The following is a 13,389-nucleotide window of genomic DNA, read 5'->3' on the forward strand; positions in this document are numbered from 1 at the left end:
ATAAAATAGTACGATCGTTCGAAAAACAGGAGAGCCGCCAACCCGGTGGTTATAATAACGAGCGAACAAAATTTCTGACTATCAGCTATCAGTGGAGTGAGCGCATGAAAGTACTCGTCGCAGTCAAGCGGGTGGTGGATTACAACGTCAAGGTCCGCGTCAAGGCGGACGGCAGCGGCGTCGATCTGGCCAACGTGAAGATGAGCATGAACCCCTTCGACGAAATCGCCGTGGAAGAGGCCGTGCGCCTGAAGGAAGCCGGTGTTGTCACCGAAGTGATCGCCGTCTCGTGCGGTGTCACGCAGTGCCAGGAAACCCTGCGCACCGCGATGGCCATCGGTGCCGACCGCGGCATCCTGGTGGAATCGAACGAAGACCTGCAACCGCTGGCCGTGGCCAAGCTGCTGAAGGCGCTGATCGACAAGGAACAGCCGCAACTGGTGATCCTGGGCAAGCAGGCCATCGACGACGACTCCAACCAGACCGGCCAGATGGTGGCCGCGCTGGCTGGCCTGCCGCAAGCCACGTTCGCCTCCAAGGTGGTGGTTGCCGACGGCAAGGCCTCGGTGACGCGTGAAGTCGATGGCGGCCTGGAAACGCTGTCGCTCAAGCTGCCGGCCGTGGTGACGACCGACCTGCGCCTGAACGAGCCGCGCTACGTGACGCTGCCGAACATCATGAAGGCCAAGAAGAAGCAGCTCGATATCGTCAAGCCGGAAGACCTCGGCGTCGACGTCAAGCCGCGCCTGTCGACCCTGAAGGTGGTCGAGCCTGCCAAGCGCAGCGCGGGTGTGATGGTGCCGGACGTTGCGACGCTGGTGCAGAAGCTGAAGAACGAAGCCAAGGTTATCTGAGCGCGGGGGAGAAATAACATGACTGCACTCGTCATTGCTGAACACGACAATCAATCCATCAAGGCCGCCACGCTGAACACCGTGACTGCCGCTGCCCAGTGCGGCGGCGACGTGCACGTGCTGGTGGCTGGTGCCAACGCCAAGGCCGCGGCCGATGCGGCCGCCAAGATCGCCGGCGTGACCAAGGTCCTGCTGGCCGACGCCCCGTACTTCGGTGACGGCCTGGCCGAGAACGTGGCCGAGCAGGCGCTGGCCATCGCCAACGACTACTCGCATATCCTGGCTCCGGCCACCCCGTACGGCAAGAACATCCTGCCGCGCGTGGCTGCCAAGCTGGACGTGGCCCAGATCTCGGAAATCTCCAAGGTCGACGCCCCGGACACGTTCGAGCGCCCGATCTACGCCGGCAACGCCATCGCCACGGTCAAGTCGGAAGACAAGATCAAGGTCATCACCGTGCGTGGCACCGCCTTTGACGCCGCCGCCGCCGAAGGTGGCTCGGCTGCCGTCGAGACCCTGCCGGCCGTGGCCGATGCAGGCGTTTCGCAGTTTGTTTCGCGCGAAGTGGCCAAGAGCGACCGTCCGGAACTGACCGCCGCCAAGATCATCGTCTCGGGTGGCCGTGGCGTGGGTTCGGGCGAGAACTACACCAAGGTGCTGACGCCGCTGGCCGACAAGCTGGGCGCCGCGCTGGGTGCCTCGCGCGCCGCCGTGGACGCCGGCTTCGTGCCGAACGACTACCAGGTCGGCCAGACCGGCAAGATCGTCGCGCCGCAGCTGTATATCGCCGTCGGTATCTCCGGCGCGATCCAACACCTGGCCGGCATGAAGGACTCCAAGGTGATCGTTGCGATCAACAAGGATGCCGAAGCCCCGATCTTCTCCGTGGCCGACTACGGCCTGGTAGGCGACCTGAACACCGTGGTGCCGGAGCTGGTGGCAGCACTGGGCTGATGCCTTGCCGGCCGCCAGGCGGCCGGCACTGGTAGCAAGTACGAGCCGTTCCGGGGGTGACCCGCGAACGGCTTTTTCATACATGTTGGGAGACATCGATGACTTACCGTGCGCCGATCAAGGACATGCTGTTCGTCATGAACGAGCTGGCCGGGCTAGAGGCCGTGAGCAAACTGCCGGGCTTCGAGGAAGCCACGCCGGAAACGGCCGAGGCAGTGCTGGACGAGGCCGCCAAGTTCAACGAGCAGGTCGTCGCGCCGCTGAACCGCGCCGGCGACCTGGACCCGAGCAGCTGGAAGGACGGCGTGGTCACCACCACGCCCGGGTTTAAGGAGGCCTTCCGCCAGTTCGGCGAGGGCGGCTGGCAGGGCGTGCTGCATCCGCAGGAGTTTGGCGGCCAGGGCCTGCCCAAGCTGGTCGCCACCGCCTGCAACGAGATGCTGAACACCGCGAACCTGTCGTTCGCGCTGTGCCCGCTGCTGACCGATGGTGCCATCGAAGCGCTGCTGACGGCCGGCACGGATGAGCAGAAGGCCACCTTCCTGCCCAAGCTGATCTCGGGCGAGTGGACCGGCACCATGAACCTGACCGAGCCGCAGGCCGGCTCGGACCTGGCCGCAGTGCGCACCCGTGCCGAGCCGCAGGGCGACGGCACCTACAAGGTGTACGGCACCAAGATCTTCATCACCTACGGCGAGCACGACATGGCGAAGAACATCGTCCATCTCGTGCTGGCCCGCACGCCCACCGCGCCCGAGGGCGTCAAGGGCATCTCGCTGTTCATCGTGCCGAAGTTCATGGTCAACGCCGACGGCAGCACCGGTGAGCGCAACGACGTGCATTGCGTCTCGATCGAGCACAAGCTGGGCATCAAGGCGAGCCCCACGGCCGTGCTGCAGTTCGGCGACCATGGCGGCGCCATCGGCACGCTGGTCGGCGAAGAGAACCGTGGCCTCGAGTACATGTTCATCATGATGAACTCGGCACGCTTCTCGGTCGGCATGCAGGGCATCGCCGTATCCGAACGCGCCTACCAGCAGGCGGTGGCCTTTGCGCGCGAGCGCGTGCAGAGCCGCCCGGTCGATGGTTCGGCGCGCGAGGCGGTGACCATCATCCACCACCCTGACGTCAAGCGCATGCTGATGACCATGCGCGCGCTGACCGAAGGCGCGCGCGCCGTGGCCTACGTGGCCGCGGCCGCCAGCGACGCGGCGCACCAGCATCCCGACGAAGCGGTGCGCCAGCAGAACCAGGCCTTCTACGAGTTCCTGGTGCCGGTGGTGAAAGGCTGGAGCACCGAGCTGTCGATCGACGTCACCAGCCTGGGTGTGCAGGTGCACGGCGGCATGGGCTTTATCGAGGAGACCGGTGCGGCGCAGCACTACCGCGACGCGCGCATCCTGCCGATCTACGAAGGCACCACGGCAATCCAGGCCAACGACCTGATCGGCCGCAAGACCGTGCGCGACGGCGGCGCCGTGGCGCGTGCGATCTGCGCGCAGATCGCCGAGACCGAGGCTGCGCTGGGCAATCACAGCTGCGCCGGGTTCACCGCGGTACAGGCGCAACTGGCCAAGGGTCGCGCGGCGCTGGAAGACGTGGTGGCGTTTGTCGTGGCCAATGCCAAGTCCGACCCGAACGCCGTCTTTGCCGGCAGCGTGCCTTACCTGAAGCTGTGCGGCATCGTGTTCTCTGGCTGGCAGTTCGGCCGTGCGATGCTGGCCGCCGATGCGAAGCGGGCCGAGGATCCGGGCTTTTATGACGCCAAGATCGCCACCGCGCATTTCTTTGCGGAGCACATCCTGTCGCAGGCGTCGGCTTTGCGCGATGCCATCGTCAGTGGTGCGGCACCGGTGAATGCGATGACGGCCGAGCAGTTCTGAGTGGCCTGACAGTCGCCGGAAAGAAAAAGGGCGGCCCCGCGGGGCCGCCCTTTTTGCTTATCGAGGCAGCCTGCTTCAGGCAGTGGCCGGCCTGGGCGCCAGGTGATGGCGCGCCGGCTTCAGGTAGCGGCCCACCGACAGGTCGTCGGCGCGGATCGCCGGCGACGTGCCAGAGACCAGGTCCGAGAGCAGCTTGCCCGAGCCGCAGGCCATGGTCCAGCCGAGCGTGCCGTGGCCCGTGTTCAGCCACAGGCCGCGCACCTGGGTCGGGCCGACGATCGGCGTACCGTCCGGCGTCATCGGGCGCAGGCCGGTCCAGAAGGTGGCCTGGCTGACATCGCCGGCGCCCGGGAACAGGTCGGTGACCACGTGTTCGAGCGTGCGGCGCTTGGCCGGATCCAGGCTGCGGTCATAGCCGACGATCTGCGCCATGCCGCCCACCCGGATGCGGTCGTCGAAGCGGGTGATGGCAACCTTGTAGGTTTCGTCCAGCACGGTGGACTCCGGGCTGCGCGACGGATCGCTCAGCGGCACCGTGATCGAGAAGCCCTTGAGCGGATACACGGGCAGGTTGGACATGCCACGCAGGAACGGCTTGACCAGCTGCGTCGACCAGCTGCCCAGCGCCACCACCACCAGGTCGGCATCCATCGGCTGGCCGTCGACCACGGCGCCGGTGACGGCATCGCCCTGGGTCATCAGTCTGTCGATCGAGCGGTTGTACAGGAATTTCACGCCCAGCAGCTCGGCCATGCCCGCGAGCCGTTGCGTAAACAGCGCGCAGTCGCCGGTTTCATCGTTGGGGAGGCGCAGGCCGCCGGCCAGCTTGTGGCGGACGGCGGCCAGCGCCGGTTCGCTCGCGGCGAGTTCCTCGCGCGAAAGCAACTGGTAAGGCACGCCGGCTTCTTCCAGCACGGCGATGTCCTTGGCCGCGCCTTGCAGCTGCTCGTCGGTGCGGAACACCTGCAGCGTGCCTTGCTGGCGGCCTTCATAAGCGATGCCCGTCTCCGCGCGCAGCGCGCGGATGCAGTCGCGGCTGTATTCGGCCAGCCGTACCATGCGCTCCTTGTTGACGGCGTAGCGTTCGGCGCTGCAGTTCTGCAGCATCTGCCACATCCATTGCAGCTGGAACAGCGTGCCGTCCGGACGGATGCTGAGCGGGGCATGTTGCTGGAACATCCACTTGATCGCCTTCAGCGGTACGCCCGGCGCCGCCCACGGCGACGCATAGCCGGGCGAGATCTGCCCCGCGTTGGCAAAGCTGGTGCCGAGCGCGGGCCCGGCCTCGCGGTCGACGACGGTCACTTCGTGACCGGCCTTGGCCAGATACCACGCACTGGTGACGCCAATAACGCCGCTGCCTAGTACGAGAACGCGCATGTCCGGGGGCTCCAACTGCGGTGACAAGTTGATAAAGGATTTATCTCTATACTATTGAAACCAACCCAGTCATTGTTATCGAATTTCTCAGGAAAACAGGAAAAACTCATGAGAACGAGTCGCCAGCCCATGCGCACCCTCGACCGGCTCGACCGCAAGATCCTGACGGCGCTGCAGAGCGACGGCCGGATGTCGATGAAGGACCTGGCCGAGGCGGTCGGGCTGACCATCACGCCCTGCATCGAGCGCGTCAAGCGCCTGGAGCGCGATGGTGTCATCATGGGCTACTACGCACGGCTGAACCCGGCGCTGCTGGGCAGCGCGCTGCTGGTGTTCGTCGAGATCTCGCTGGGCAACAAGTCGGGCAATATGTTCGAGCAGTTCCGGCGCGAGGTGTTGCGTATCCCGGAAGTGCTGGAATGTCACCTGGTATCGGGCGATTTCGACTACCTGATCAAGGCGCGCATCCGCGAGATCGGTGAATACCGCCGGCTGCTGGGCGACATCCTGCTGCAGCTGCCCGGCGCAGCGCAGTCGAAGAGCTATGTGGTGATGGAAGAGATCAAGGAGACGCTGGCGATTTCCGTCGAGGAGAAGAGCCAGGCAGTGTGACCAAGGCCAGCATGGAGCGCCCCCCGCCGAAACCCAAGCCTGTCGGCAGCCGCCCGACGCGGCCCGATGCCGACCCCGACGCACTCGCGCCGCAGGCAGGCCCGCGGCCGCCCGTGGCGCGCAAGGGCCGAGGCGCCGTGAGCAACCTGCAGGGGCGTTTCGAGCGCGACCTGCGTGAAGCGTTCGACGATGGCTGGAGCAGTGCACCAGAAGAGGCGCCGCGTACCACCGAAGCCGCACCGTCGCCGGAGGCAGCCCCGCTGCCGCCGCTGCGCACGGAAGTCCATATCGAGCGCGCCCGTTCGGTCCTGACGCGCAATGCATCGCCCGACATCCCGTTCGATGTCTCGCTCAACCCCTACCGCGGTTGCGAGCACGGCTGCATCTACTGCTTCGCCCGGCCGACGCACGCCTACCTGGACTTGTCGCCAGGGCTGGACTTTGAAACGCAGCTTTATGCCAAAGCCAACGCCGCCGAGCGGTTGCGCGAGGCGCTGGCACGGCCGTCTTACCGCTGCGAGACCATCGCGCTGGGCGTCAACACCGACGCCTACCAGCCGATCGAGCGCGAACAGCGCATCACGCGCGGCGTGCTGGAGGTGCTGAACGAGTGCGACCACCCGGTGGCGCTGATTACCAAGTCGTCTCTGATCGAGCGCGATATCGACCTGCTCGCGCCGATGGCGGCGAAGCGGCTGGCGGTGGCGGCGGTCACCATCACCACGCTGGATGCTGGCATCGCGCGCACGCTGGAGCCGCGCGCGGCCACGCCGTCACGCCGGCTGCGCACCATCCGCACGCTGACCGACGCCGGCATCCCGGTGGGTGTGAGCATCGCCCCGGTGATCCCGTTCATCACCGAACCCGACCTGGAGCGTGTATTGGAAGCGGCGCACGAAGCGGGCGCCGTCTATGCAAACTACATCGTGCTGCGGCTGCCCTGGGAAGTGCGGCCGCTGTTCGAGGAATGGCTGCTGGCGCATTTTCCCGAGCGCGCGGAACGGGTGATGAACCGCGTGCGCGACATGCGCGAGGGCAAATCCTACGATGCCAGCTTTGCCTCGCGCATGCGCGGTACGGGCGTGTGGGCGGACTTGCTGCGCCAGCGTTTCTACAAGGCCGCCGAACGGCTAGGGTTTCGTTACAACCGGTTCGAGCTGGATACGTCGCGTTTCCGCCCGCCAGTCAGGGGGCCCCGCGGCAAGGACGATCCGCAGGGTTCGCTGTTCTGAGTCTTCCGGGCGCGTTCGGTGGCCTGCTGGTCGCCGATCATGCTGCTGGCGAGTTCCAGCGCGGCCTTCGCGCTCGATGGCGGCAGTCCCGAGGACAGCGCCAGCCTGACAGCGATCGCCGCCAGGCGTCCTTCCTCATAGGTTGGCATGTCGATGCTTGCTCCTTTGCGCCAGGGTGTGGCCCCGCCGCGCGTGACGCCGCCGGAATCGGTCGGCTCTAACAGTATGGGCGAATTGGCGGAAAGGAGAGCCGCCGTTTGCGCCGGCCTTGATCGTGCGCAAGCGCGCAGTGCGCTCTAGGTATCGGGCCGGTCCCAATAGGGCGGGTTGCCGAAGCGCTCGGCGAAGAAATCCACGAAGGCGCGTGTCTTGGGCGGTACCAGGTGCCGGCTGGGAAACACTGCCCAGATCGACACTGCCGGCACCACCGGGTATTCGTCCAGTACTGTCACGAGCGCGCCGCTGCGCAACAGCGGGCCCACATCCCAGGTCGACTTGAGCGAGATGCCGACGCCGGCCACCACCGCATCACGCAGCACTTCGCCGTTATCCACGCGCAGGTTGCCGCGCACGTGCACCACGGTCTCGCCCAGCGGCGTATTGAAGCGCCACGCCGACTGGTCGGCCAGCACCAGGCAGTTGTGCTGGCGCAGGTCGTCCGGGTGGCGCGGCACGCCGTGGCGCTGCAGGTAGGCGGGTGAGGCGCAGATCACGCGGTGGCTGGGTGCGAGCGCGCGTGCCACCAGCGTGGAATCCGGCAGCACGCCCATGCGCAGCGCCACGTCGATGCTGGCATCGACCAGTCCGATCACCTGGTCGGTCAGGCGCAGGTCAAGCGCGATATCGGGGTAGGCGGCAAGGAATTCGGGCAGCGCCGGCGAGACATGCTGGCGCCCGAAGGACGCCGGCGCGGTCACGCGCAACTGCCCGCGCGGGCGCTCGGCGCTGGTGCCGACCGATGCGCTGGCAAGAGCCGCGGTGGCAAGCAACTGCTCCACATGTGGCAGGAAGCGCTCGCCGTCGGCGGTGAGTGCCAGCCGCCGGGTGGTGCGATGCAGCAGGCGGCTGCCCAGCGACTGTTCCAGCCGGCCCAGGCGGGCGCTGGCGCTGGAGGTGGACAAGCCCAGGTCGCGCGCGGCGGCCGACAGATTGCCCAGCGCCGCGGCGCGGACGAAGACGGCAATGTCGAGCAGGTCGAAATGCACGGCGCCAATGTCGCCGCGGCAGCTATTGCGACAACGCGCGGGCGGCCTCGACCTGCGATTCGAAGAAGGTCTGGAAACTGATTGCCAGCCCGGCCATCAGCAGGCCGGTGCCGATCAGCAGCGACAGGATCACCAGGATCACTACCGGCCAGCCGGAGCGTGTAGGCTTGCCGAGTTGGTTGAAGCGCGCGTCCCATTTGTCGTCCGGGCGCAGCCCGTAGACGATGGCCGCCAGGAAGGCGCTGATGACAGAGGCTCCGCCGGCGACGGCGAAGGTCCAGTTCAGCGCCGGGCTGCCCGCGCCGGTCGCCATCGAGGCCACGCCGATCGCGCCTGCCAGCAGCGCCAGCAGGTGCACCCAGCCATACGGATCGCGCAGGCCGCCCAGGTAGAAGCGATGCGCGCCCAGGCTGCCGCACAGGAACGCCAGCGCCACCGTCAGCAGCTTCGATTTGCCGCGGGCGGGCGGCGAGGCGAGCGTCGAGGAATGGCGGGCTGGCGTGGCTGCAGGCATGGTCGGATTTCCGGCGGTTGCGGGCCGGCAATGCACCGGCACAGGAACGGCGGCACATGGGTACCGGCCGGCCCACATTGTACGCCGGCAGTCAGCGCAAGAAAGGGAAGTGCGTCAGAAGACGCGCAGGACGGCGCTAATGCCAGCCTGACTGCAGGCCGTCCAGGAAGGCCACCGCGTGCTCGCTGATATGTGTTTCGCCGTAGAGGACCAGGGTCAGGATGCCCATGAACAGGATCGACAGCGATAACTGGCCGGCATGTTCGGCCAGGTCGCTAAGAAGGGATGGCATGATAAACCTCACAGAATTATTGTTATTGTCTTTCTGGAGGCTGCGCCCGTGCCGTCTTGATCGGGTCCGGCAGGAGGTGTCGGGCAGAGGCAGGTCAGTTCGATTGCCGTCTGCACTGGACGGCACGCTGTGAGCCCCGGACAGCGCCGGGCGGCAGCCTGTGCGTGGCACCCGGAAAGCGGGGCACACACTTAAATAGAGACAGGGAGAGCGGGGAAGGAGTTCCGCGACCAGCCGAAAGACCGTTGGGCCGTGCGGCAATAGGCGGGGTTGCGCCGACAGCCGTCAGCAGCGACCGTTATCGGCCATTGTCGCGGCCACGTGCCTGCCAGCCGGGGCCGACGTTGCCTGGCCGGGAGTCGTTGCGGGCTTCATTGGGATTGTCGCGTTCCTGGCCGCGGCCGCGGTTGTCGTCGCGGGCACCAGCCAGCGCGGCGCGGCGCCCGCTCAGGCGGTCGTCGGCACGGGCACGTGCTTCCATGCGGTCGATCTGGGCTTGCACGTGCTCGCGGCTCTCGGCGCGCACGCTGGCCATCTGCCAGCCGTCGCGGGGCTGCGGCTGCATCCGTGCGGACCGGCTATCGGGCCGTACTTGTTGCCAGAACGCGACCTGGGCATGGCTGGTGGCAACCGCGCCGACCAGGCCCGAGGCCACCAGGATGCCAGCCACCAGGTCGCGCAGGAGAGAGCGGGTGAGCATGCGGATTCCCAGGTTCCTGACGCACTGTGTTGCTGTTGGAAGATGGGTTCATGGTACGCATGGGCCATCGGGGCGCCTATGCCAATCCCGTTACCGGTGTAACGGATTGTTTCGGCCACCAAGACCCCCGTTCCGTGGGGTTTTCAGCGGGATTCAGGGTCGGTAGCGGATGCGGTAAATGGCCCCGGCAAGGTCGTCGCTGACCAGCAGCGAACCGTCCGGCGCAACCAGGACATCGACCGGGCGGCCCCACGGCCTGCCGCCGCGCAGCCAGCCCTGCGCGAACACCTCCTGGCGCACCGCCTTGCCGGCATCGTCCAGCGCCACGCGGACCACGCGGTAGCCGGACGGCTCGCTGCGGTCCCAGCTGCCGTGCTCGGCAATGAAGACGTTGTGGCGGTAGGCCGCCGGGAATTGCGTGCCGGTGTAGAAGCGCATGCCCAGGGCCGCGACGTGCGCACCCAGGCGGGCCACCGGTGGCACGAACTCGGCGCAGGGGCGCTGGCTGCCGTATTCGGGATCGGCAACCGTGCCGGCATGGCAGTAAGGGTAGCCGAAATGCTGGCCGGCAGCGGTGGCGCGGTTGAGCTCGTCGTCGGGAACGTCGTCGCCCATGCGGTCGCGCCCGTTGTCGGTGAACCACAGCTCGCGCGTGGCCGGGTGCCAGTCGAAGCCGACGGTGTTACGCACGCCGCGTGCCACCACCTGCAGGTCGCTGCCGTCGGGCTTCATCTTCATGATGTTGGCGTAGCGGTTCTCGTCCGGCGCGCAGATATTGCATGGCGCGCCGACCGGCACGTAGAGGTAGCCGTCGGGGCCGAAGGCGATGAATTTCCAGCCGTGATGCCCGTCCGTCGGGAAGCGGTCGCTCACCACCGCTGGTGCCGGCGGCTGGTCGAGGCTGGCCTCGATATGGTCGATCCGCACGATCTTCGACACCGAGGATGCGTACAGGCTGCCGTCGTGCAACGCCACGCCGACCGGCATGCGCAGCCCGGTGGCGACCGTGCGCACGCGCGGCCGGGCCCCCAGCGCGTCGGTCACCGCGTAGACCTTGCCTTCGCTGCGCGAGCCGACGAAGAGCGTGCCCGACGGCGACATCGCCATGGCGCGTGCACCCGGCACGTCCTGCGTCAGCACCTCGATGCGGAAACCAGGCGGCAGCCGGACCTGGTCCAGCGGCAGGGCGGCCGGCGCGGACCCGGTGCCTGCCAGCAGTACAATGGCGAGCAGGGAAGCAGGCCGTAAGGTGCGGGCCATGAAGTGCAGAACGGGGCGCATGTCGGGCCTCCTGTCGCGGTTTTTGCCACGATGCCTGCACGGCAGGCGCGCGTCAATCACCTAAGTGTTTGTTTGGCCTCGGTAATTGGGCTATACTCTTGCGTTTCGTGTTCGAACGTCCTCGAACACCCCGTTTTCTGAGGAATCATTCCATGGTCGTTATCCGTCTGGCTCGCGGCGGCAGCAAGAAGCGCCCGTTCTTCAACATCGTCGCCACCGACTCGCGCAACCGTCGCGATGGTCGTTTCATTGAGCGCGTTGGTTTCTACAACCCGCTGGCTACGGAAGGTGAAGAAGGCCTGCGCCTGGCGCAAGACCGCCTGGCCTACTGGCAAGGTGTTGGCGCTCAGCTGTCGCCGACCGTTGCCCGCCTGGTCAAGCAAGGCGCCGCCAAGGCTGCTGCCTGATAGTCGCCTGCAGCGCGCCCCGTCGAGCCGTTTTTGCGGCCGGCCGGGCGCGTTCTTATTGCACACGTGACTGAACGAAAGCAGGGCGCCGCCCGGCCGCTGAACCGACCGCTGGTTCAGCCCCAGGGCGAGCCGCAAAAGGCTTGCAAACTGCCCGCGGCGCTCCTGTATGCCGACCCCCTGCCGGAAGACCTGGTGGAGGTCGGCTATATTGGCGCTGCCTACGGCATCCGCGGCTGGATCAAGGTCTTGCCGCATGCCGATGATGCTTCGGCCCTGCTGCATGCCCGCCGCTGGTGGCTGCTGGCACCGCCGCAGGCGGGGCTGGTGGCGGCCGATGCGTCGCGTGCCCAGCCCGTCTGCGTGAAGATCGCGCAGTCGCGCGAGCACAGCGGCACCGTCGTGGCGCAAGCGTCCGGCGTGGCCGACCGCAATCTTGCGGAAGCGCTCAAGGGCCGTCGCGTGTGGATCCGGCGTGCGGATTTTCCCGCGCCGGAAGAAGATGAGTTCTACTGGGTCGACCTGATCGGCTGCACCGTCAGCAACGAGCAAGGCGAGTTGCTGGGCGAGGTGTCCGGGCTGATCGACAACGGTGCCCACCAGATCCTGCAGGTGGCCTGCGTGCTCCCTGACGGCAAGGCCGGTGAACGGCTGATCCCGTTTGTCGATGCGTTCCTGCGCTCGGTCGATACCGCGGGCAAGCGCATCGTGGTCGACTGGGGGCTCGATTACTGAACCCGTGCCTTCGCGGTGCGGGGTTCGGAAGGGAGAGAGCGGATGCAGTTCGATGTGATCACGCTGTTTCCCGACATGTTTCGCGCGCTGACCGACTGGGGTATCACCAGCCGGGCGGCAAAGCAGCAGCGCTATGGCTTGCGTACCTGGAATCCGCGGGATTTCACGGTCGACAACTACCGCACCATCGACGATCGTCCTTACGGCGGCGGCCCCGGCATGGTGATGCTGGCCAAGCCGCTGGATGACGCGATCGATGCCGCGGTGGCGGCTCAGGCGCAGGCCGGCGTGCCAGAGCCGCATGTGGTGCTGATGTCGCCGCAGGGCAAGACGCTGTCGCATGCCAAGGTGATGGAACTGGCCGAACGGCCGGGCCTGGTCTTGCTGTGCGGCCGGTATGAGGCCATCGACCAGCGGCTGATCGACCGCCGCGTGGACGAGGAAATCAGCCTCGGCGACTTTGTGCTGTCGGGCGGCGAACTGCCGGCGATGGCGCTGATCGACGCCGTGGTGCGGCATCTGCCGGGCGTGCTGGGCGATGCGCAGTCGGCCGTGCAGGACAGCTTTGTCAACGGCCTGCTGGATTGTCCGCACTACACGCGGCCGGAAGAATATGAAGGCGTGCGGGTGCCCGAGATCCTGCTCGGGGGCCATCACGCCGAGATCGAGAAATGGCGGCGCCAGCAGGCGCTGGCCAATACCGCGAGCAAGCGTCCCGATCTGATCGAGGCCGCTCGCAAACAAGGTTTGCTGACCCGGGCCGACGAGAAGTTCTTGTCGGAATGGGCGGCGAAGGAAGGGCGGGGGGAGACCCCCGCCAGGTAAAACCCCATCCTCTGCCGGGGCCCGGGCAATGCCTGGGGCATACAACGCCGGCACGATGGCTACGGAGAAAAACGATGAACATCATCGAGCAGATCGAGAAGGAAGAGATCGCGCGTCTGACCGCGAACAAGACCATCCCCGCATTCGCGCCTGGCGACACCGTGGTTGTCAGCGTGAACGTGGTGGAAGGTAACCGCAAGCGCGTGCAGGCCTACGAAGGCGTCGTGATTGCCAAGCGCAACCGCGGCCTGAATTCGTCCTTCATCGTGCGCAAGATCTCGTCGGGTGAAGGCGTGGAACGTACGTTCCAGCTGTACTCGCCGCTGATCGCTGCCATCGAAGTGAAGCGTCGCGGCGACGTGCGTCGCGCGAAGCTGTACTACCTGCGCCAGCGTTCGGGCAAGTCCGCACGTATCAAGGAAAAGCTGGTGTCGAAGGCTGCTGTCGCTGCCAAGGCTGCGCAGTAAGCTGGGCATGCCGGCCGGGGCAGCCCGGCCAGCGTTTCCTCAGGAAGG

15 protein-coding genes are annotated in these 13,389 nt (G+C 66.7%); 9 read left to right on the forward strand and 6 right to left on the reverse strand.

The genetic code is table 11. The features are described from left to right. Nucleotides 1–104: 104 nt before the first annotated feature. The 3 genes from AC1Q6V_RS04070 to AC1Q6V_RS04080 all read left to right on the forward strand — a co-directional run bounded on the left by AC1Q6V_RS04070 (nt 105) and on the right by AC1Q6V_RS04080 (nt 3,691). Nucleotides 105–854 (forward strand): electron transfer flavoprotein subunit beta/FixA family protein, encoded by a 750-nt coding sequence (locus tag AC1Q6V_RS04070; RefSeq protein ID WP_010812938.1) that lies wholly within the window; start codon nt 105–107, stop codon nt 852–854. An 18-nt stretch (nt 855–872) separates the two neighbouring features. Further along, nucleotides 873–1,808, forward strand: a complete 936-nt coding sequence (locus AC1Q6V_RS04075; RefSeq protein WP_010812937.1) for an electron transfer flavoprotein subunit alpha/FixB family protein — start codon at nt 873–875, stop codon at nt 1,806–1,808. Nucleotides 1,809–1,906: 98 nt separating this feature from the next. Continuing rightward, the gene (locus AC1Q6V_RS04080; protein WP_454750226.1) at nt 1,907–3,691 is read left to right on the forward strand and encodes an acyl-CoA dehydrogenase; all 1,785 of its coding nucleotides are present in this window, start codon (nt 1,907–1,909) and stop codon (nt 3,689–3,691) included. Nucleotides 3,692–3,766: 75 nt separating this feature from the next. Here AC1Q6V_RS04080 and AC1Q6V_RS04085 read toward each other — a convergent pair whose 3' ends face one another. Then, on the reverse strand, nt 3,767–5,071 hold the full coding sequence (locus AC1Q6V_RS04085; protein ID WP_010812935.1) for a D-amino acid dehydrogenase: 1,305 nt from the start codon (nt 5,069–5,071) through the stop codon (nt 3,767–3,769). A gap of 108 nt (nt 5,072–5,179) precedes the next feature. Between AC1Q6V_RS04085 and AC1Q6V_RS04090 the strand changes: the two genes are divergently transcribed. Continuing rightward, nucleotides 5,180–5,683, forward strand: a complete 504-nt coding sequence (locus AC1Q6V_RS04090) for an Lrp/AsnC ligand binding domain-containing protein (protein ID WP_010812934.1) — start codon at nt 5,180–5,182, stop codon at nt 5,681–5,683. Nucleotides 5,684–5,694: 11 nt separating this feature from the next. Continuing rightward, on the forward strand, nt 5,695–6,915 hold the full coding sequence (locus AC1Q6V_RS04095; protein WP_454750232.1) for a PA0069 family radical SAM protein: 1,221 nt from the start codon (nt 5,695–5,697) through the stop codon (nt 6,913–6,915). A gap of 296 nt (nt 6,916–7,211) precedes the next feature. On the opposite strand, the gene AC1Q6V_RS04100 is transcribed toward AC1Q6V_RS04095, so the two are convergent. The 5 genes from AC1Q6V_RS04100 to AC1Q6V_RS04120 all read right to left on the reverse strand — a co-directional run bounded on the left by AC1Q6V_RS04100 (nt 7,212) and on the right by AC1Q6V_RS04120 (nt 10,907). Beyond that, nucleotides 7,212–8,120: a LysR family transcriptional regulator gene (locus AC1Q6V_RS04100; RefSeq protein ID WP_454750227.1), complete on the reverse strand. Its 909-nt coding sequence runs from the start codon at nt 8,118–8,120 to the stop codon at nt 7,212–7,214. Between the two features lie 22 nt (nt 8,121–8,142). Continuing rightward, nucleotides 8,143–8,634 (reverse strand): TM2 domain-containing protein, encoded by a 492-nt coding sequence (locus tag AC1Q6V_RS04105; protein WP_011614779.1) that lies wholly within the window; start codon nt 8,632–8,634, stop codon nt 8,143–8,145. Between the two features lie 136 nt (nt 8,635–8,770). Then, nucleotides 8,771–8,926 (reverse strand): hypothetical protein, encoded by a 156-nt coding sequence (locus AC1Q6V_RS04110; protein WP_010812930.1) that lies wholly within the window; start codon nt 8,924–8,926, stop codon nt 8,771–8,773. Between the two features lie 298 nt (nt 8,927–9,224). Further along, the gene (locus AC1Q6V_RS04115; RefSeq protein ID WP_010812929.1) at nt 9,225–9,626 is read right to left on the reverse strand and encodes a hypothetical protein; all 402 of its coding nucleotides are present in this window, start codon (nt 9,624–9,626) and stop codon (nt 9,225–9,227) included. 153 nt (nt 9,627–9,779) lie between these two features. Next, on the reverse strand, nt 9,780–10,907 hold the full coding sequence (locus tag AC1Q6V_RS04120) for a PQQ-dependent sugar dehydrogenase (RefSeq protein WP_010812928.1): 1,128 nt from the start codon (nt 10,905–10,907) through the stop codon (nt 9,780–9,782). A 152-nt stretch (nt 10,908–11,059) separates the two neighbouring features. Between AC1Q6V_RS04120 and rpsP the strand changes: the two genes are divergently transcribed. The 4 genes from rpsP (at nt 11,060) to rplS (ending at nt 13,341) form a co-directional block, all read left to right on the forward strand. Next, a complete protein-coding gene (gene rpsP / locus AC1Q6V_RS04125; protein ID WP_010812927.1) occupies nt 11,060–11,314 on the forward strand; it encodes a 30S ribosomal protein S16 in 255 nt (84 codons plus the stop codon). Between the two features lie 111 nt (nt 11,315–11,425). Beyond that, entirely contained in the window at nt 11,426–12,049 is a 624-nt protein-coding gene (rimM, locus tag AC1Q6V_RS04130) for a ribosome maturation factor RimM (protein ID WP_051398514.1), read from the forward strand. A gap of 42 nt (nt 12,050–12,091) precedes the next feature. Next, on the forward strand, nt 12,092–12,874 hold the full coding sequence (trmD, locus tag AC1Q6V_RS04135) for a tRNA (guanosine(37)-N1)-methyltransferase TrmD (protein WP_011614780.1): 783 nt from the start codon (nt 12,092–12,094) through the stop codon (nt 12,872–12,874). Nucleotides 12,875–12,948: 74 nt separating this feature from the next. Continuing rightward, on the forward strand, nt 12,949–13,341 hold the full coding sequence (rplS, locus tag AC1Q6V_RS04140; RefSeq protein ID WP_010812924.1) for a 50S ribosomal protein L19: 393 nt from the start codon (nt 12,949–12,951) through the stop codon (nt 13,339–13,341). Nucleotides 13,342–13,389: the final 48 nt, after the last annotated feature.

This window comes from Cupriavidus sp. GW823-FHT07B10, from assembly GCF_058794355.1.

Bases quoted from the DNA above. Each gene is read 5' to 3' on its own strand.
- AC1Q6V_RS04070 (WP_010812938.1), top strand. From the start codon at position 105: ATGAAAGTACTCGTCGCAGTCAAGCGGGTGGTGGATTACAACGTCAAG.
- AC1Q6V_RS04075 (WP_010812937.1), top strand. From the start codon at position 873: ATGACTGCACTCGTCATTGCTGAACACGACAATCAATCCATCAAGGCC.
- AC1Q6V_RS04080 (WP_454750226.1), top strand. From the start codon at position 1,907: ATGACTTACCGTGCGCCGATCAAGGACATGCTGTTCGTCATGAACGAG.
- AC1Q6V_RS04085 (WP_010812935.1), bottom strand. From the start codon at position 5,071: ATGCGCGTTCTCGTACTAGGCAGCGGCGTTATTGGCGTCACCAGTGCG.
- AC1Q6V_RS04090 (WP_010812934.1), top strand. From the start codon at position 5,180: ATGAGAACGAGTCGCCAGCCCATGCGCACCCTCGACCGGCTCGACCGC.
- AC1Q6V_RS04095 (WP_454750232.1), top strand. From the start codon at position 5,695: ATGGAGCGCCCCCCGCCGAAACCCAAGCCTGTCGGCAGCCGCCCGACG.
- AC1Q6V_RS04105 (WP_011614779.1), bottom strand. From the start codon at position 8,634: ATGCCTGCAGCCACGCCAGCCCGCCATTCCTCGACGCTCGCCTCGCCG.
- AC1Q6V_RS04110 (WP_010812930.1), bottom strand. From the start codon at position 8,926: ATGCCATCCCTTCTTAGCGACCTGGCCGAACATGCCGGCCAGTTATCG.
- AC1Q6V_RS04115 (WP_010812929.1), bottom strand. From the start codon at position 9,626: ATGCTCACCCGCTCTCTCCTGCGCGACCTGGTGGCTGGCATCCTGGTG.
- AC1Q6V_RS04120 (WP_010812928.1), bottom strand. From the start codon at position 10,907: ATGCGCCCCGTTCTGCACTTCATGGCCCGCACCTTACGGCCTGCTTCC.
- rpsP (WP_010812927.1), top strand. From the start codon at position 11,060: ATGGTCGTTATCCGTCTGGCTCGCGGCGGCAGCAAGAAGCGCCCGTTC.
- trmD (WP_011614780.1), top strand. From the start codon at position 12,092: ATGCAGTTCGATGTGATCACGCTGTTTCCCGACATGTTTCGCGCGCTG.
- rplS (WP_010812924.1), top strand. From the start codon at position 12,949: ATGAACATCATCGAGCAGATCGAGAAGGAAGAGATCGCGCGTCTGACC.